Annotated in this window: 17 protein-coding genes; 10 read left to right on the top strand and 7 right to left on the bottom strand. The window is 64.7% G+C overall.

What is annotated here, in order from left to right; genetic code table 11:
- Positions 1-76: 76 nt before the first annotated feature.
- From CZ674_RS11270 to CZ674_RS14630, 7 genes are all read left to right on the top strand, one after another.
- Positions 77-1543 carry a cell division protein PerM gene (locus CZ674_RS11270; RefSeq protein WP_086992625.1) on the top strand — a complete coding sequence of 489 codons (1467 nt, stop codon included), beginning with the start codon at positions 77-79 and terminating at the stop codon, positions 1541-1543.
- Positions 1544-1552: 9 nt separating this feature from the next.
- Positions 1553-2131: a phosphoribosylglycinamide formyltransferase gene (gene purN / locus CZ674_RS11265; RefSeq protein WP_086992624.1), complete on the top strand. Its 579-nt coding sequence runs from the start codon at positions 1553-1555 to the stop codon at positions 2129-2131.
- Positions 2132-2170: 39 nt separating this feature from the next.
- Positions 2171-3799 carry a bifunctional phosphoribosylaminoimidazolecarboxamide formyltransferase/IMP cyclohydrolase gene (purH, locus tag CZ674_RS11260; RefSeq protein WP_086992623.1) on the top strand — a complete coding sequence of 543 codons (1629 nt, stop codon included), beginning with the start codon at positions 2171-2173 and terminating at the stop codon, positions 3797-3799.
- A 152-nt stretch (positions 3800-3951) separates the two neighbouring features.
- Positions 3952-5748 carry an ABC transporter ATP-binding protein gene (locus CZ674_RS11255; protein ID WP_086992622.1) on the top strand — a complete coding sequence of 599 codons (1797 nt, stop codon included), beginning with the start codon at positions 3952-3954 and terminating at the stop codon, positions 5746-5748.
- Positions 5745-7553: an ABC transporter ATP-binding protein gene (locus CZ674_RS11250; protein WP_086992621.1), complete on the top strand. Its 1809-nt coding sequence runs from the start codon at positions 5745-5747 to the stop codon at positions 7551-7553. Before CZ674_RS11255 ends, CZ674_RS11250 begins: the two co-directional genes overlap by 4 nt.
- Positions 7554-7620: 67 nt before the next feature.
- A complete protein-coding gene (locus CZ674_RS11245) occupies positions 7621-8316 on the top strand; it encodes a quinone oxidoreductase family protein (RefSeq protein ID WP_327078626.1) in 696 nt (231 codons plus the stop codon).
- Entirely contained in the window at positions 8273-8596 is a 324-nt protein-coding gene (locus CZ674_RS14630) for a zinc-binding dehydrogenase (protein ID WP_327078625.1), read from the top strand. The genes CZ674_RS11245 and CZ674_RS14630 overlap by 44 nt, the downstream gene beginning before the upstream one ends.
- Here CZ674_RS14630 and CZ674_RS11240 read toward each other — a convergent pair.
- Positions 8593-9051 (bottom strand): GNAT family N-acetyltransferase, encoded by a 459-nt coding sequence (locus CZ674_RS11240; RefSeq protein ID WP_086992620.1) that lies wholly within the window; start codon positions 9049-9051, stop codon positions 8593-8595. The genes CZ674_RS14630 and CZ674_RS11240 overlap by 4 nt on opposite strands.
- Positions 9052-9176: 125 nt before the next feature.
- Between CZ674_RS11240 and CZ674_RS11235 the strand changes: the two genes are divergently transcribed.
- Entirely contained in the window at positions 9177-11198 is a 2022-nt protein-coding gene (locus tag CZ674_RS11235; protein WP_086992619.1) for an acyltransferase family protein, read from the top strand.
- A gap of 9 nt (positions 11199-11207) precedes the next feature.
- Here CZ674_RS11235 and CZ674_RS11230 read toward each other — a convergent pair whose 3' ends face one another.
- From CZ674_RS11230 to CZ674_RS11210, 5 genes are all read right to left on the bottom strand, one after another.
- Positions 11208-12197 carry a glycosyltransferase family 2 protein gene (locus CZ674_RS11230; RefSeq protein WP_086992618.1) on the bottom strand — a complete coding sequence of 330 codons (990 nt, stop codon included), beginning with the start codon at positions 12195-12197 and terminating at the stop codon, positions 11208-11210.
- Entirely contained in the window at positions 12173-13300 is a 1128-nt protein-coding gene (locus tag CZ674_RS11225) for a glycosyltransferase (RefSeq protein WP_086992617.1), read from the bottom strand. Before CZ674_RS11225 ends, CZ674_RS11230 begins: the two co-directional genes overlap by 25 nt.
- A gap of 21 nt (positions 13301-13321) precedes the next feature.
- Complete coding sequence (gene rfbD / locus CZ674_RS11220; RefSeq protein WP_086992616.1) at positions 13322-14164, bottom strand: dTDP-4-dehydrorhamnose reductase; 843 nt, start codon at positions 14162-14164, stop codon at positions 13322-13324.
- The gene (gene rfbB, locus CZ674_RS11215) at positions 14164-15147 is read right to left on the bottom strand and encodes a dTDP-glucose 4,6-dehydratase (protein ID WP_086992615.1); all 984 of its coding nucleotides are present in this window, start codon (positions 15145-15147) and stop codon (positions 14164-14166) included. The genes rfbD and rfbB overlap by 1 nt, the downstream gene beginning before the upstream one ends.
- 70 nt (positions 15148-15217) lie before the next feature.
- Positions 15218-16147: a glycosyltransferase gene (locus CZ674_RS11210; RefSeq protein WP_159456974.1), complete on the bottom strand. Its 930-nt coding sequence runs from the start codon at positions 16145-16147 to the stop codon at positions 15218-15220.
- Between the two features lie 75 nt (positions 16148-16222).
- Between CZ674_RS11210 and rfbA the strand changes: the two genes are divergently transcribed.
- Together rfbA and CZ674_RS11200 are read left to right on the top strand one after the other, a co-directional pair.
- A complete protein-coding gene (gene rfbA / locus CZ674_RS11205; RefSeq protein ID WP_086992613.1) occupies positions 16223-17092 on the top strand; it encodes a glucose-1-phosphate thymidylyltransferase RfbA in 870 nt (289 codons plus the stop codon).
- Positions 17089-18147, top strand: coding sequence for a glycosyltransferase (locus CZ674_RS11200; RefSeq protein WP_086992612.1), 1059 nt, complete (start codon positions 17089-17091; stop codon positions 18145-18147). Before rfbA ends, CZ674_RS11200 begins: the two co-directional genes overlap by 4 nt.
- Before the next feature lie 8 nt (positions 18148-18155).
- On the opposite strand, the gene CZ674_RS11195 is transcribed toward CZ674_RS11200, so the two are convergent.
- Positions 18156-18759 (bottom strand): SGNH hydrolase domain-containing protein (locus CZ674_RS11195; protein WP_268802403.1); only part of this gene is annotated, 604 nt, incomplete at its 5' end.

Here is an 18759-nt window from a genome sequence, read left to right as displayed (position 1 = left end):
TCCCAACTTACCGCGCCGCATGCCTCTCCGGCGAGCCAGGGCAGTCGGGGGCCGCCCATCCGGGTACAGTTTCGGTGTGTATCGCCTCAACGTCTCGCTCGCCCAGCTCGTGCAGGCGCTGGCGATTGCCGGTGTCGGCCTTGCCATCATGTTCGTGCCGCTGGCGCTCGTCTGGAGCATCGATCGAGGCTTCGGGCCCGACATCCTGCTGAGCTGGAGGGCCGCTGTCGACGCGTGGCTGCTCGGCCACGGCGTCACGCTCGACGCCCAGCTGCCTGAAGCGGTCGCCGCCCGTCTCGGGGCAGAAGAGGCGCTGCGCCCGTTCTCGGTGACACTGTGGCCGCTCGGCATCGGGCTGCTCACCTTCGTGCTCTCGTACCGATCGGGCCTTGCGCTCGAATCCGCCGCAAGCGGCATGGCCGCCGACCACGTGGAGCGAGTGGAGGGGTTCGGAGGCACGCCCCGCCCGCACAGCATCTTCACCCAGGTGCTGCTCTGGGGCGTCATCGGCTCGACCCTCACGACAGCGGTCGTCGGTTTCGTGCTCGCCCTGACCGCCCAGCATGAGACGGTGAGCCCGAGCCTGGTGCAGGCCGCCTACATGCCGGCGCTCGTGTCGCTCATCGGGCACGTGACCGCGATCCTCTGGCGTCACCGCACGCTCATCGCCGACTTCGTCACCGAACGACTGACGATTCCTGCAGAGTGGGCCATGCCCATCCGCGCAGGCCTGCACGTCGGCGTCGTGACGATCGTGGCTCTTGTCGCCCTCGGCTCTGCGGCCACGGGCCTGACCCTGTTCACGCATTTCGATCGGATGGTCGCCATCAGCGAGGCGTCGTCGCCGACGGTCCTCGGGGCGCTCGTCATGTTCCTGGCGCAGCTCGCCCTGCTGCCGAACGCAGTCGTCTGGGCGATCTCGTGGATGATCGGTGCTCCTGTGCAGCTCGGAACGGGCTCGACGCTCTCGCCGTTCGAAGCGTCGCTCGGGCCGCTGCCCGGAATCCCCGCCTTCGGAGCGATTCCCTCGACGATTGAGCCCTGGTTCCTCGCACTGGTCGTGCTGACAGCGGTCGTCGTCGTGGCCCTCGGCATGATGGCCGCCCGCCGATTCATGCCCGAGCACGACGAGTGGTGGCAGCCGCTCGTGGCGGCCGTCTCAGCGACGGTGCTCGCCGCCACCGCGCTCGTGGTCGTCACGGTGCTCAGCTCAGGTGCGATCGGACCCGGGCGGATGCAGGAGCTCGGCCCCGACATCGGCGCGGTCGCTGCGATCGCCTTCGGCGGTCTCGCTCTTGCCATGTCGGCGGCGTTTTATGGCTCGGAGGGCGTCGACTACGTCATCGGGCGAGACGCCGAGGGCGGACTGTTCGACAGCGACCCCGACGACGATGGCGACGCCGACGATGCAGCTGCGGCCGACGATGCAGTCGAGGTTGAGGCCGAACCTGCAGACCCCGATCACACCGAGACCGAGCAGCTGGACGACGCGGTCGCAGAGACAGAGCCCGACCGAGACGCGGCACCCCGCAGCGAACCCTAGAATGGTCGAGTGCTTCGTCTGGTCGTGATGGTCTCGGGTTCGGGAACGAACTTCGCCGACCTCTTGAGCCGCACGCAGACGGGCGAGGTCCCCGCGCAGATCGTCGCCGTGGGCGCCGACCGCGAGTGCGCCGGCCTCGACTATGCTCGAGAACACGGCATTCCGGCGTTCGTCGAGCCGTTCGCTGCACCGCGCGAAGCGTGGAACCACCGCGTCGTCGACCAGATCGAGGCGCATCAGCCCGATCTCACAATCCTGAGCGGCTTCATGCGCCTGCTCGCACCGGCTGCCGTCGAACGACTCGCGCCGCGGCTGCTCAACACGCATCCGGCCTACCTGCCGGAGTTCCCAGGCGCACACGCCGTGCGAGACGCCCTGGCCGCTGGCGCGACCCGCACCGGCGCATCCGTCATCGTCGTCGACGCAGGAGTCGACACGGGGCCGATTCTGGCGCGCGAGCGCATCGACATCGCCGCTGACGAGACCGAAGACCACCTGCACGAGCGCATCAAGGTCGTCGAGCGCGACCTGGCCGCGCGAGTCATCACCGACATCGCAGGCGGCGCGCTGCCGCTGACCGCGAACTGACACGAGCCGCGAGCTCACACGACACTGGAGGAGCACACCATGGCCGGACCCAGCCACGACGCATCGCTGTACCGAGAGCGCGACCGCATCACGCCCAAGCGCGCGCTGATCTCTGTCTCAGACAAGTCAGGCGTCGTCGAGTTCGCCACGGCGCTCGCGAACGCCGGCGTGCTGCTGGTCTCGACCGGATCGACGGCAAAGCTGATCGCAGGCGCCGGCCTCGACGTCACCGAGGTCGCTGAGGTCACCGGGTTTCCCGAGACCCTCGACGGCCGCGTCAAGACGCTGCACCCCGCTGTGCACGCCGGCATCCTCGCTGACCTCCGCCTCGAGAGTCACGAGCGCCAGCTGACCGAGCTCGGCATCGCCCCGTTCGATCTCGTCGTCGTCAACCTCTACCCGTTCGTCGAGACCGTGCGGTCGGGCGCCGCCGCCAACGACACCGTCGAGCAGATCGACATCGGCGGACCGGCGATGGTGCGCGCATCCGCCAAGAACTTCGCCAACGTCGCGATCGTGACGAACCCGTCGCAGTACGACGAGGTCGCGGCATCGCTGGCAGAGGGCCTCACCCTCGAGCAGCGCCGGGGCCTCGCCCGCGACGCTTTCACGCACACGGCCGAGTACGACAGCGCCGTCTCGGAGTGGTTCGCGACCGGCACCGTCGCCGACGCCGATGAGGCGTCCGAGGGCGAGTCGGTCGAGGGTGCGGATGCGCTGCTCGCCTCGATCGGCAGCGCTCAGTCGGTCGCCAGCCTCCGGTACGGCGAGAACAGCCACCAGCAGGCGGCCGTCTACGGCCTGCCCGGTGGTCGCGGCATCGTGCAGGCGACGCAGCTGCACGGCAAGGAGATGTCGTACAACAACTACCAGGATGCCGATGCGGCGCTCAGGGCGGCATTCGACTTCGCGGAGCCCGCCGTCGCGATCATCAAGCACGCGCAGCCGTGCGGCATCGCAGTTGCCGCGGCTGACGCCGACGACGCGATCGCCAGTGCTCATCTGCGGGCACACGAGTGCGACCCGGTCAGCGCCTTCGGCGGCGTCATTGCAGCAAACCGCCCCGTGACCCGCGCCATGGCCGAGACCGTGAAGGACATCTTCACCGAGGTCGTCATCGCACCCGGGTTCGAAGAGGGTGCAGTCGAGCTGCTGCAGACGAAGAAGAATGTGCGCATCCTGCAGCTCCCCGAGGGCTACGAACGAGAGAGCGCTGAGCTGCGTCAGGTCTCGGGCGGCGTGCTCGTGCAACAGCCCGATGTCTTCGACGGCTTCTCGACCGACTCGTGGCAGCTCGTGGCTGGCGACGCTGTCGACGAGGCGACGCTTGCCGACCTGGCATTCGCATGGCGTGCGGTGCGCTCGGTCAAGTCGAACGCGATCCTGCTGGCATCCGGCGGAGCCAGTGTGGGCGTGGGCATGGGCCAGGTCAACCGGGTCGACTCGTGCAAGCTTGCAGTCGAGCGCGCAGGCTCGCGTGCGAGCGGCTCGGTCGCCGCGTCAGACGCGTTCTTCCCGTTCGCAGACGGTCCGCAGATCCTGCTGGATGCGGGGGTGCGGGCGATCGTGCAGCCTGGCGGCTCCGTGCGCGATGAGGAGGTCGTTGCGGCAGCTCGCGACGCAGGTGTGACGATGTACTTCACAGGAGAGCGTCACTTCTTCCACTGATTCGGGCTTCGGCACAGAGACTCGCCGGGGCCGGGGACTTGCGATTCAGGTTAGTCAATCGATAACCTGGAGGGCTGCTGCACGCAGCTCTCCAGAAACCCCCTGTCGCCCGCATCCCCGGTGCAGCCGACAACCCGTGTGAAAGCGTCTTCATGTCCTCCTCAGCTGAGCCCGCCAAGCGAAACGGCATCCTCTCGTCGCTTGCGCTGACCCTCCCGTACGTGCGCCCGTGGCTGCCCCGAATGTTCGTCGGCGCGCTCTCGGCGCTCGGCGCCACGATCGTCGCGCTGGTGATCCCGATGGTCATGCGCGTCCTCGTCGACGGCCCTCTGGCCGAAGGAAACCCTGAGCAGGTGCTGCCGTTCGGCCTGCTCATCCTCGGGCTCGGCATCGCTGAGGCAGTCTGCATACTGCTGCGCAGATTCATGGTCACCGGCCCCTCGACGATGATCGAGGCGACCATGCGCAACTCGCTGTACGCGAAGCTGCAGCGCCTGCAGGTCTCGTTCCACGACCGCTGGCAGTCGGGGCAGCTCCTCAGCCGAGCGGTGCAGGACCTCGGGCGTCTGCGCCGGTTCCTGGCGTTCGGCGCCATCATGTTCACGGTCAACATGCTCACCATCGTGATCGGCATGGGTGTGCTGTTCTACTGGAGCTGGCTGCTCGGGCTCGCATTCCTGGTCATCAATGCGCCGATCCTGATCATCACCTACCGCTTCGAGCGCCAGTACTGGGGAGCGGCAAGGCTCTCGCAGGATCAGACCGGTGACCTGGCGACCACCGTCGAGCAGTCGGTGCACGGCATTCGCGTGCTGAAGGCGTTCGGGCGCGGCCCGCACGCGCTCGCGGGCTTCACGACGCAGGCGAGCGACCTGCAGGAGACTGAGATCCGCAAGGCGAAGTTCGACGCGACGCTGTCAGCATGGCTCACGTTCATTCCGCTCACGTCGTATGCGGTCTGCCTGTTCCTCGGCGTCTGGCTCGTGCAGCAGGAGGTGCTCACGGTCGGACAGCTCGTCGCGTTCTTCGCGACCGCGGTCGTGCTCACATTCCCCATCGAGTCGCTCGGATTCCTGTACGCGTTCTCGATCGAGGCGGCCAGCGCATCCGTGCGATTCCGCGAAGTGATGGACGCTGACGAGACGATCCACGACCCCGAGGAGGCGACCACGATCGCCCGACCCGAGGGCCGTCTCGAGTTCAGGGACGTGCACTTCAGGTACGACGATGCGGGGCCGCAGGAGCGGGATCTCGTCGACGGCGCAAGCCTCGTCATCGTGCCCGGCGAGACCATGGCGCTCATCGGCGTCACCGGCAGCGGCAAGACGACGCTCACGGCTCTGCCGTCGAGGCTCTACGACGTGACGCAGGGGCAGGTGCTGCTCGACGGCGTCGATGTGCGCGACCTGACGCTCAAGGAGCTGCGCACGCACATCGCGATGGCGTTCGAGGATGCAACGCTGTTCTCGCGATCGGTGACCGACAACGTGCTGCTCGGATCCGGCTCGGACGACAACCCCGAGCTGGTCGAGAAGTCGCTGCAGATAGCGCAGGCGAGCTTCGTGCACGATCTTCCCGAAGGGCTCGAGACGCAGATCGGCGAAGAGGGCATGTCGCTCTCGGGCGGTCAGCGGCAGCGTCTTGCGCTCGCACGCGCGGTTGCCGCAGAGCCTGCTGTTCTGGTGCTCGACGATCCGCTCTCGGCTCTTGACGTCGAGACTGAGGCGCAGGTCGAGGACGCACTGCGCACGGTGCTTGCATCGACGACAGCGCTCATCGTCGCCCACCGTCCCTCGACGGTGCAGCTGGCCGACCGGGTCGCGCTCATGCGCGAAGGCCGCATCGACGATGTGGGAACCCACAGCGAGCTGCTGGCGCGCAACGCACACTACCGATACGTGATCTCGTCACTCGAAGAAGAGACGCGCAAGCGAAAGGGATACCAGTGACCGTCTTCGGTGTCGCCGGCGAAGACCGGCACGAGTACTCGAAGCAGGAGTCGAAGCACGTCAGGCGCCGCTCGCGCCAGCTGCTGATCGAGCTTGTGAAGCCGCACATCGGCCGCGTCGTGCTGACGGTGGTCATGGTGCTGCTCGCAACAGGGGCCGCGGTCGCCGGGCCCTCGATCATCGCCTTCGGCATCGACGTCGCGCTGCCCTCTGTGATCGAGGACGCTGACTGGATGCCCATCTGGGCCGCGGTGATCGTCTACATCGTGGCGGCGGGCTGTGCGGCATTCCTGCTCTACGCCTATACCGTCAACACAGCGCGCATCTCGCAGGCTGTGCTGTTCTCGCTGCGCCGTCGCCTGTTCGACCACACGCAGCGGCTGAGCATGGAGTTCCACGAGAAGTACACCTCCGGGCGCCTCGTGGCATGCCAGACCAGCGACCTCGAGTCGATCCGCGATCTGCTCGACCAGGGGCTGAACGAGCTGGTGCGCGGTGTCGTGTTCATGGCGTTCACGCTGGTGGCGATGGTGCTGATCGACCCCATGTCGGGCCTCGTGCTGGTGATCGCTCTCATTCCTGCGACGCTGCTGACGCACTGGTTCTACAAGAAGTCGACGAAGCTGTTTCGCGAAACGCGCACGACCAGCGCGCGAATGATCCAGTACTTCGTCGAGACGATGACGGGCATCCGCGCGGTGCAGGCCTTCAGGAACGAGAAGATCAACGAAGACGAGTTCGCCGAGCGAGTCGACGACTACCGCGACGCGAACCTGCGCACGATCAACATCTTCGGCATCTACGAGCCCGGCATCGTGGCGATCGGCGCTGTCAGCGTCGCCTCGGTCGTGTTCGTCGGCGCCCTGCGTGCGGCCGAGGGCGACCTCGCGATCGGTGTGCTGCTGGCTGCGATGCTCTACGCTCGCAACTTCTTCCAGCCCATTCAGGGCATCGGCATGTTCTTCAACGGCTACCAGTCGGCTTCGGCTGCGCTCGAGAAGATCTCCGGCGTGCTCGAAGAGCAGCCATCGGTCGCCGAGCCTGCGGAGCCTGCTCGCCTTCGTCGCCTGCGCGGCTCGCTCGACTTCGACAGCGTGCGCTTCGCCTACAACGAGCAGACGGTGGTGCTGCCCGACTTCTCTCTCGAGATTCCGGCAGGCCAGACGCTGGCTCTTGTGGGAACGACGGGTGCAGGAAAGTCGACGCTCGCCAAGCTCGTCTCACGGTTCTACGATCCGACCACTGGTGCTGTGCGGCTCGACGGCGTCGACCTTCGCGAGATCGGCAACGAAGACCTCCGCAAGGCTGTTGTCATGGTCACCCAGGAGGCTTACCTGTTCTCAGGGTCGGTCGGCGAGAACATCGGACTCGGGCGACCGGACGCGACGGTCGAAGAGATCATCGACGCGGCGAAGGCCGTGGGCGCTCACGACTTCATCATGCAGCTGCCCGATGGCTACGACACCGACGTGAACAAGCGCGGCGGCCGTGTCTCGGCGGGCCAGCGTCAGCTGATCTCGTTCGCGCGTGCGTTCCTCGCAGACCCCGTCGTGTTGATTCTCGACGAGGCGACTGCGAGCCTCGACATCCCGTCAGAGCGACTCGTGCAGGAGGCGTTGCAGACACTGCTCGCCGACCGCACGGCGATCATCATCGCGCACCGCCTCTCGACCGTGGCGATAGCAGACCGAGTGCTCGTGATGGAGCACGGTCGCATTATCGAAGACGGTTCGCCCGACGAGCTCGTCGAACTCGGCGGCAAATACGCTTCGCTCTACAAGGCGTGGCAGGACTCGATGGTGTGAGAATTCTCCCGTGGTGACAGATCACCGACGGTGATTGAATGGTGGCAATGAACAACAGGGAGTTCTCATGCGCGCAGCACTGGTCACCTCACAGAATCCACACGATCCGCTGGACGGGCTGACGATTGATGCCGAGTACCCCCGGCCCGAGTCGAAACCTGGTCATACGCTGGTGCGCCTCAAAGCGGCGAGTCTGAATCCTCACGACGCCTGGACTCTGCGAGGGGTTGGGCACCCGGCAGACCGGGTTCCGATGGTGCTCGGCTGCGACGGCGCCGGCGTCACAGAAGATGGCCGTGAGGTGATCCTCCACTCAATGATGGGCGATGCCGACCGCGGTGACGGCGACGCCACGCTTGATCCCAAGCGGGCGCTGCTCAGCGAGACGATCGACGGAACGCTCGCCGACTGGATTCTCGTGCCCGACGAGCTGCTGGTCGACAAACCTGAGGGCATCACGTTCGTCGACGCAGCTTGCCTCGGAATCGCCTGGGGAACCGCATACCGGATGTTGTTCACGCGTGCGCGCATCCGTCCCGGCGACACCGTGCTGGTGCAGGGCGCGTCGGGCGGCGTTTCAAGCGCCGCGATCGCGCTGGCCGCCGCCGCGGGGGCTACGGTCTATGCGACCGGACGCACTGAGGAGAAGCGTCAGTTCGCGATCGACAACGGTGCGGCTGCAGCGTTCGAGCATGGTGAGCGGCTTCCGAAGCGTGTCGATGTCGTCGTCGAGACCGTGGGGGGAGGCGACGTGGGGTCATAGCCTTCGCAGCGTCAAGCCAGGTGGCACGATCGTCGTCTGCGGATCGACCACGGGCGGCATGCCGCCGGCCGAGCTGCAGCGCATCTTCTACCAGCAGATCAGCGTCGTCGGATCGACCGGATGCACGAGAGGGGAGTTCGCGCGCCTCGTGCAGTTCATGAGCAACGAGGGGCTGCGGCCGAACACCGAGGTGATCGGTTTCGATGAGATTCCGAAGGGCATCGGGCGACTGCTTGAAGGTGACGTGATCGGCAAGCTCGTGGTCGACATCGACCTCTAGTCGCGAAGCGCCAGGCGGCCGACTGCCTCGCCGAACTCATTGTCTTCGATGACCTCGAATCCGAGGTGGCGGAAGAATGCGTCTGGCCCGTCTTCACCGGGCTCCCACATTGCGTAGAGGAACTCGCTGCCGCGTGCTCGCCCCTCAGCTGCGATCTGCTCGACTGCGAAGCGGCCAACGCCCCGGCCCTGTGCTTCTGCGGCGACGTTCATGCGAAGGATGATTGCCTTGAACTCTTCGCGTGTGGAGTCCTCATCGAAGTTGGCCATGATGAAGCCGACCAGTTCGCCCTCTGAGTAGACGACGCGCGGCCAAGCGGTGTTCTGGTTGACGTATGCTTCGGCGATTGAATTCGATACGGGAGCTACAAACTGCTCCTGGCCCGGCTTCAGCGTGAGGCTGTTGGCCGCGACGACGTTAGTGGCGTTGAGTTCTTCCAGTCGCAGTGCTTCCATGAGGCCACGTTACCAGGAGGCGCCCGAAACGGTAGGGGACAATGGGTTCATTGGCAGGGGACTGTATCCTTGTCCGGTTCGCACCTCTGGCATATTCACTCTCAGCATAACTCTGGACTCGATACATGACACAGACGCCCGCTCCTACAAAGCGTCGCACGGAAATTGAAGGCCTGCGCACCGTCGCAGCACTTCTTGTTGCTTTCTATCACATCTGGGTGGGCCGTGTTTCGGGCGGTGTTGATGTGTTTTTCGTCGTGACGGGCTTCTTCATTACGTTGACGGTGCTCAAGCACGTGGACGCCGGTCGGATACGTCCGCTTGCATACTTCGGCCGGCTTATTCGACGCCTACTTCCAAGTGCGGCCATAGTGCTCGCATTTGCTGGCTTCATTACGTTGCTTTGGGCTCCAGCACCCTTGATGCAACGAAACTTTGAAGAGATCATTGCCTCGTCGTTGTCTTTTGAGAATCTGTACCTCGCTTTCAACGCAGTGGACTACCTCAATGCGGAAGATCCCAAGACACCGGTGCAGCATTTCTGGGCGATGTCGATACAGGCGCAGTTCTATGTACTCTGGCTGCTAGTCGCAGCACTCGTGCTGTTGATGGTGAAAGTGCTCGCAGCGAATGCGCGCAAGACAATGATGATTGTGCTCGCCACACTTGTTGTATTGTCGCTTGGGCTTTCGATATGGCAAACGGCTGTGGCTCAGCCGTTTGCTTATTTCGTCCCGTGGACCCGTATGTGGGAGTTCGCGGTGGGTGGCATTCTTGCGATACTTGGCTCACGGTTGCACTTACGTGGGACTGTTGCGGCCATAGCGTCCCTGGGCGCGGTGGTTGTCCTCGTTCTGACTGGGGCTGTACTCCCGGTCGAAGGAGGGTTCCCCGGCATCATCGCGGCGGTGCCGGTGCTGGCGGCAGCTGCGATCCTCGTGAGCACACGTGAAGACGAGAAGTGGTGGGCGGGCACCAGGCTCCTTTCGTGGTCGCCATTGGTCTGGCTCGGTTCGATTGCGTTCGGCATCTACTTGTGGCATTGGCCATTGCTAGTGCTTTATCGATACTGGTACGGGCTCGACGGGCAGCCCGGAATTCTTGCGGGGCCAGCCATTATCATTTCCGCCATCGTGCTCGCATATCTAACTAAGCGGCTGCTCGAGAACCCCGTGCAGCGTTGGTGGCGCCCTGGAAGAGCCGCAAAGCCAGGTCGTCGTATCGTAACGGTGGGACTCGTGTTGGCTTGGTGCATCGCGGTGGTGATTCCTGTCACGACACTCGTAAGCGCTGACGTTCGGCAGAACGAAGCGCCGGTCGTGGCGAGTGAGTGCAATGGCTACAACGCACTGACAGCTGGCTATGCAGCGTGCCAAGAAGCGTTGCAAGGCGTTCCGTTGAGCCCTCCTCGTGCGGAGCTCTTGGATGATGTGAGTTCGGCGTACGTTTGCTACACCCAGTCCGACGCCTCGGTGCTGAAGGAGTGCGATCCAGTTGGCCCGGACGACGCAGAGTTGAAGGTCGCTGTAATTGGCAACTCCCATGCTGCGATGCTGGCTCCTGCTTTCAACGCGATGGCAGAGTCGCGGAATTGGCAAGTTACATCGTTGCCTGCCAATGGATGCGTTTGGACGTTCACGCGCGACGAAGCTGAGGGTTGCGGGACTCGTCTTGAGCAGCAGGAGCAGCTGTTTCTTGGAGACGACCCATTCGACGTTGTCGTGGTGGTGGGCGGGTACTTTGCCAGTGGGGGCGCCCATGAAATAATAAATCAGCGGATTCAGCAGCTGGTCGATGCGGGATCGAAGGTAATCGCCATTGAAGATAACCCTCGTCTTGATGAGGAACGATACGACTGTCAGCTGAGGGCTGATGATCCGAAACTGTCGGGTGAAGAGTGCGCACTCCCGGAAGAAGTCGGGTACGGATTTGACGATGCGTATTGGGACGTAGCGCAGGAGCGGGATGATGTAATCGCGATCCCAACCCGGGACCTGTACTGCATTGACGGAGACTGCCCTCTTGTAATCGGAGGCGTGATTGTCTATCGGGACGAGCACCACCTGACATCGACTTATGTCGCGACGATGTTCCCCGAGCTTCTCTCGCGCATCGATGAGCGGACGGACGCCCTCACTGCTCCGTAGAGGGGGCGGTCAGCGACGCTCGACCAGATCTCGCGCCGCCTCCAGCGCTCCGCGAGAGAACACACCATAGCGTCCGGTCGCGAGACCACGGACGACCGCGGGGACGCGGCTGGGGTACCAGGTCGGTAGCCCGAGACGAGTACGCTCGTGCCGAGCTTTGGCAATCAGCAGAGCGCGGGTCTCGTCGTCGCCGATACCGCGATCGAATGCGGCCTGAGCGAGGCTCGTGGCGCGGAGGGCCTTGCGCCGATGCGCACCTGAACCCTGCTGCCGGAGGTGCTTCCATTTCGCGAGGAGGTCTAGTTTCTGTGCCCCGACCTCGTTGGCGCCGTGCTGACGGTAGTCGGTCAGGGCCTCGGGCACCAGCACGAGTGAGCCCTCGATGGCTGCAAGCATCGCGAGCCACTCATCGTGCAGCCAGCCGTCGGGAATCGGCAGAGCATCCCTCGCGAAGTCCCCGCGCATCACGGTTGTGGCGCCCGTGACAAGGTTTCGCCGCAACAGCACTGCAAGAGCATGGCCCGTCTGCAGACTCTCGAGCTCCCATTCAGAGACCTCGAGCGACTCAAGCAGAGTGTCACCGAGCGGATTGAGCGCCTCGTCGACGAGCCGCGCATCCGAGTGCACCAGCGAACTCGTCTGCAGCGCCGGCACGAGCGTGGCCAGCCGCTCAGGGTGCCACACGTCGTCTTGGTCGCTGAGGGCGACGACGTCGCCGGTCGTGGCCGCAATCGCGTCGGCGAAGTTGTCGCGCACACCGAGGGCAGGGGAGTGCTCGCGAACGACGAGGTCGACGTCAGTGTCTGCAGCGAGCTCGCGCACGATGGCCACGGTGTCGTCGCCCGAGGCGTCGTCGCCAAGCACGATCTCGTGCACCGGCACGGTCTGCGCGAGGATGCTGTGCACCTGCTCGCCGACGTAAGCAGCACCGTTGTGCGTGCACAGGGCGACGCTGATGCGTTCGCCGACCGGGGTCAGATGTCTGCGTGAAACTGCCATATCTGCTCCGCTGCGTTGTTCCAGGTGAAGTGTCTGACTCGGTCTGAGGCACGTGCCGCGAGGTCTCGCCCCAGCTCGGGCTCGTCGAGCATCCGGCGGATGCCCTCGGCAAGAGGCCGCGTGAGGGTGCCGTCTGCATCGGCCGAGACGCCGAGGGCTGCTCCGTCGGCCACCTCGTCGAGCGAGTCGGTGGCCACGTGCACGACCGGGCATCCCATCGTGAAGGCGGCAAGCATCGGCAGGCCGAAGCAGTCATTCGTGCTGACGTGCACGAGAGCGGATGCGCGAGACAGCACGACTGCGAGGTCGCTGTCGTCGAGTTCGCCCACGGGTATGTATCGGGCAGGCGGCAGCCCGGCGGCGACGGCCATGCCAGACAGCGTCGCGTCGTCCCAGGCGACGGGGCCGACGACGACCACGGGCACGTCGGGCATCGCGGCGTCGGCGAGCAGCTGCACGACGGCCTCGCCCGTCGCCTTCGACGACGAAGCGGTGACGAGCACGACAAATCGCTCGGGCAGGCCGAGCAGCTTCGCTCTGTCATCAGCGCCGTCGTGCAGGGCGATCGTGGGCGCGACGCCGCCGGGAATCACCCGGATCCTGCCGCCGAAGTCGTGCATCTCTGACAGCTGCGATGCCACAGCGTAGGTCGGAACGACCACGCCGTCGGCGTGCTTCCAGGCACGTCTGATGGCCTTCTCGAACCAGCGGTCCTTGGCGGCTCCGCGGTCTGAGACCGGTGTCGCCGCATGCACTGTGACGACCGTCTGGCCAGTCATGAAGTCGCCGCGGCGTCGCAGGGGAGCGAAGAGGCTCGTGGCATGCACGAGGCCGCTGAGCGAGAAGGTCGTGAGCGAATGGAGCCATGCCTCGCGCATCTCGCGCGACGGCAGCACTGCCTGCTCGAGGTCGACGAGACCGGGAAGCAGCCTCTGGGTCTCTGCCTCGCGCTCCTTCGACATCGCAGCTGCGAAGGCGGCCACGTCGATGCCGTCTGGCGCTGTCTGGACCAGCGCTCGGGTGATCTCTTCGCTGTACCAGGAGATGCCGCTGCGCACGGGACCGGCGACGTCATCGAGGATGACCCGGAGTGTCGTGCTCATCGTGCTCCTGCGGCTGGTGATTCAGAGGGCAAGGCGCCCCATGCGACGCAGCTCGTCGCGAAGCGCCTCACTCCAGATTCTAGGCGATCGCACGTCTGCGATCGCTGTGTGGCCGAGCACGCTATAGGCGGGTCGCGGAGCCGGGCGCACGAACCGTTCAGATGTCGTCTCGTGCACCCGCTCGGAGTCGAGGCCCGAAAGCGTGAATATCTCGCGTGCGAACTCCCACCAGCTTGCTTCGCCGCTGCACGTGCCGTGGAAGACGCCTGAGCGCACATCCGCGTCGAGCAGCGCGAGGATCGTCTGTGCGACCTCGATCGTCGATGTGGGCTGCCCCACCTGATCGGTGACGACCGTGAGGGTGTCGCGCTCGTCGGCGAGCCGCAGCATGGTCTTGACGAAGTTGCCTCCGTGCATTCCGTAGAGCCACGCGACTCGCAGCACGATCGTGTCGCCGTGCGCCGCCTGCGCCAGCTGCTCGCCGGCAGCCTTCGTGCGTCCGTAGGCGCCGAGGGGAGCCAAGGGGGCGTCTTCTGCGTATGGCTGCGTCGCGGTTCCGTCGAAGACGTAGTCGGTTGACACCTGCACGAGCACGGCGCCTGCGCGCTCTGCGGCGATAGCCAGGTTCTCGGCGCCTGTCGCATTGATCGCGTAGGCGCTGTCTTCGGCGGTTTCGGCCTGGTCGACGTTCGTGTAGGCGGCGCAATTCACGATCGCGTCAAAGCCTTCGGCAGCGCGGATGCACGCATCGCGTTCGGTCACGTCGAGTTCGGCACGCGAGACGCCCACCAGGTCGTGCTGGGTCTCGGCTTCGAGCAGATCGCGCCCGAGCATCCCGCCGGCTCCTGTGACGAGCACACGCATCAGAGCGCCGCCTTTGCCTTCAGCGGCTCCCACCACGCACGATTGTCGCGATACCACTGCACGACCTGAGCAAGGCCCTCTTCGAAAGGCACCTGCGGCTCGTAGCCGAGCTCGGCGCTGATCTTCGAGATGTCGACGGAGTAGCGAAGATCGTGGCCCTTGCGGTCGGCGACGCGGTCGACATACGACCAGTCGCGACCAGTGGCCTCGAGCAGCAGGTCGGTCAGCTCGAGGTTGCTCAGCTCTGTGCCGCCGCCAATGTTGTAGACCTCGCCTGCGCCACCGTCGGTGACGACCAGTGAGATGCCGCGGCAGTGGTCGTCGACGTGCAACCAGTCGCGAACGTTGTCGCCAGTGCCGTAGAGGGGCACGTGCAAGTCGTCGATGAGGTTGGTGACAAACAGCGGGATGACCTTCTCTGGAAAATGGTAGGGCCCGTAGTTGTTGGAGCACCGCGTGATCGACACGTTAAGGCCGTGCGTGCGATGGTACGACCGCGCGATCAGGTCACTGGAGGCTTTGGACGCCGAGTAGGGGCTGTTGGGCTCAAGAATGTGGTCTTCTGACCATGAGCCTGCAGTGATCGACCCGTAGACCTCGTCGGTCGACACATGCACGAACTTTGGGATGCTGTGACGCAGCGCCGCGTCGAGCAGACGCTGCGTGCCCCCGACGTTGGTGTCGACGAACACCGAGGCGTCTTGCAGCGAGCGGTCGACGTGGCTCTCTGCCGCGAAGTGCACGATCGCGTCGACGCCCGGCACGATGCGATCGAGCAGCTCGGCATCGCAGATGTCGCCGTGCACGAACTCGAGCCGGTCGCTGTCGGCGACGGGGTCGAGATTGGCACGATTGCCTGAGTAAGTCAGTGCATCGAGCACAATCACTTCGGCGCCTGCCAGCTTCGGATACGCGTCTTGCAGCGATCGGCGGACGAAGTTCGAGCCGATGAAACCGGCTCCTCCTGTGACCAGCAGCTTCACGGGGCCCTACTCTCTCTTGCGGTTGTCGCTTCGGTGATTATCGCATCCTGCTCTGACACGGTTGCGTTGCTCAGAAGAGCCCCGTCGCGATCAGCGATCGCAGGATGCGGCGATCGCGGGCACGACGGCGGAACTCGCCTGCGTGCTTCGAGAGCAGCCAGTTCGCGCCCATGTGCTGCCTCTCGAGCGCGCCGGTGAGATTGACGAGCAGCTCGCTGTCGTCGTAGTCATCGGCTGCGATGTCGACGGCGATGCGCCCGACGACCGCGCACTGCGCTCTGAAGTCGCCGTTCGTGAGCTGCTTGAATCGCTTGGCGCGAGGAGCGACGCCCATGTTCGCGCCCGTGACGTTCTCGGAGTGCTGCCGGTACATCATCGTGGGCACGTCGCTGATGTGCCATGAGATGCCCAGCACGCGCGCGGCGGCGTAGAAGAGCCAGTCGTGCGCTGCGATGTCGGAAAGTGACGGATGTGCGCGCACGGCATCCGTAATCCGGTCGAAGGCATCGCGGTGCAACAGAAAGGTGCAGCCAGGCCCCGCGCTCTCGAACAAGAAGTCGAAGCGACGCTGCGGCTGAGACTTCACGAGAGGCACAGGGTCGCGATCGGGGAACATGGCCAGCACATCGCTCGAGACCGCTTCGTGCTGCTGCAACAGCTGCCACTGCTGGTCGAGCTTGTCGGCGAGCCAGATGTCGTCCTGATCGACGAATCCGACCGCCTCAGCATCGCGGAGGTCGGCGTGCAGGGCGAGCCTCATGAAGTTCTTGGGGGCGCTGCCGCCGGATCCGGCCGTGATGAGCGTGACTCGGGGGTCGCGCTCAGCCAGAGTCTTCACATACTCGGCTGTTCCGTCGGTCGAGCCGTCGTCAGCGATGACGAGGCGGATGTCGACTCGGCGCTGTGCGAGCACGGACTCGATCTGAGTCGAGAGAAACGAGCCTCCGTTGTACGTGGCCATGAGGATGGCGATCTTCGGGGCCCGATCGGTCTGAGGCATGCCCTCGATCCTACCCATCGGGGTGCCTCGACCGTTGCTAGGCTGAGCGGGTCGGGCACGGAAGGAGACTCGCTCATGCGTGGCATTATCCTCGCCGGTGGCACCGGCAGTCGGCTCTGGCCGATCACCAAGGGCATCTCGAAGCAGCTGATGCCGATTTACGACAAGCCGATGATCTACTACCCGCTGTCGACGCTCATGATGGCGGGCATCAACGAGATCCTCATCATCACTGCTCCAGAGCACCGCTCGCAGTTCGAGGCGCTGTTCGGCGACGGCAGCCACCTCGGCATCTCGATCGAGTACGCCGAGCAGCCGAGCCCTGACGGCCTGGCGCAGGCATTCGTGATCGGCGAGGACTTCATCGGCGATGACTCGGTCGCCCTAGTGCTCGGCGACAACATCTTTCACGGCACGGGCCTCGGATCGAGCCTGCGAGAGCATTCAGACATCGACGGCGGGCTCATCTTCGCCTATCACGTCGCGAGCCCCGAAGCCTATGGCGTCGTCGAGTTCGATGACGACATGCAGGCAGTCTCGATCGAAGAGAAGCCCAAGCACCCGAAGAGCAGCTTCGCTGTTCCCGGGCTCTACTTCTTCGAGAACAGCGTCATCGAGGTCGCGAAGACCATCGAGCCGTCTGCGCGCGGTGAGCTCGAGATCTCGAGCATCAACGAGCACTACCTGCACGAGGGACGTCTCAGCGTGCAGGTGCTCGACCGCGGTGTCGCATGGCTCGACACCGGCACATTCGAGTCGATGATGCAGGCGAGCGAATACGTCAAGGTCATCGAGGCCAGGCAGGGCTTCAAGATCGGATGCATCGAGGAGGTCGCGTGGCGCGCCGGCTGGATCGACGACGAACAGCTCGCTGCTCTCGGCGAATCACTGCTGAAGAGCGGCTACGGAACCTACCTGCTGAAGCTGCTGGAGCGTCGCCCGTGACCCGTCCGGGCACGATTGTCGTATTCCCTGCGTATGACGACAATCCGTTTCTGCGACTGCTGCTGAGCGTCGCGAAGGAGCGCGAATCGCGGATCGTCAGCACGGTGACGCTCGATGAGCTCGAGGCTGCTCTGAAGCCGCTCGGAGCCGGTGACGTGCTGCACTGGAACTGGGTCGCCCAGGTGACGCAGAAGCCCAGGACTCCTTGGGGCGCCAAGCGCAGCGTCGACCGCACGCTGCGCATGATCGATGCTGCGAAGGGCAGGGGAGTGCGTCTCGTCTGGACCCTGCACAACACGCTGTCGCACGACGCTCGCAACGCCGCCCAGGATGCCCGGCTGCATCAGGAGCTCGCCGATCGCGCCGACGTCATCCACGTCATGAACCGGGCGACGGAGTCGGCCGTCACCGACTTCACGCTGCCCGAAGGCCGGATCCGCTATCTGCCGCACCCGAGCTACGTGGGCGTGTATCCGCCCGCTGTCGACCGAGACAGGGCAAGGGAACGGCTCGGCGTCGCCGCCGACGCGTTCGCAGTGCTGGCTCTCGGCCACATGAAGCGCTACAAGGGCGTGCTCGACCTCGTCGACGCGGCCGCCGCTGCCGAGCGCAGCCCGACGCTGCTGCTCGCCGGGCAGGGAACCCCAGCCGACTGGAAGGCGATCGACTCGCGCATCCCCTCGTCGCTGCAGTCGGTGCGCAATCCCAGCTACGTGCCCGACGGCGAGGCGCCGTGGTGGTTCGCAGCAGCGGATGCGGTGGTGCTGCCGTACCGCCGCATCCTGAACTCGGGTTCGGCGATGCTTGCAGCGACCTTCGCGACAGCGGTCGTCATGCCTGACGAGCCGGCGGTCGTCGGCGAGTACGGCGATCAGGACTGGGTCGTGACGTTCGACCGCGACGATCGCGTGCGAAGCCTCGCAGCAGTGCTCGACGACACATCGATCGAATGGGCAGCCAAAGGCGCCCGCGCCGCGGAGTTTGCGGCGACGCTGCCGCCTCGTGAGATCGCCGAGCGGTTCGACGATCTGCTTTGCGAGGTTGTCAGACCCTGATCGCAAGGTCAGAGCGGCATGGATGTCTGCTCTCGCAGAGGTTGCGCTAAAGGTTCCGCAAGGGTGATTCCGTATGTCTCGGTGAAGTGATGGTAGTCGCGGTAGACGTACACATTGCCAACAACGGTGGGGCACGTGCCGTCGAGACAGAACCAATACGTCATATCAACTAGAGTTGCCCCGTCAAGAGAGAGAGCTGCTTGGGCTGCTGCATCTTCGCCAACAGGAACAAGAACATCATTTTGTCGCGTCGCGCACTCAGCCGCCGGGTTGATGCGAGAGCACTCCAGTACATCAGTTGTGGTGTGTGGGTAGTCACGCATAACGATGATTTCGGTTCCGCGATCGATCTGTGACGACCACGCATTGACGTATCCTTGGACGCCTGCTTCAAACGAATCCTGCGAATTGTTCTCGACGATGAAGTCGGTATTGAGCGCGAAGGCCGAAGTGACAATGTAATCGTATGGCTCCTCTGTAGCCAATCGATCGATCAGATCTTGCACCCATTCTGTACACGAGTCACGGATTGCAGTGGGGACTGCTGCACGAATAGGGGCTCTTCCCGGTTCGTGGTGATGGGGAGCGTCGCGTCGTTGACGTAGAACGGCT

Source organism: Agrococcus casei LMG 22410 (assembly GCF_900163565.1).
Classification (GTDB): domain Bacteria; phylum Actinomycetota; class Actinomycetes; order Actinomycetales; family Microbacteriaceae; genus Agrococcus; species Agrococcus casei.
This window is presented reverse-complemented; position numbering and strand designations above follow the sequence as displayed.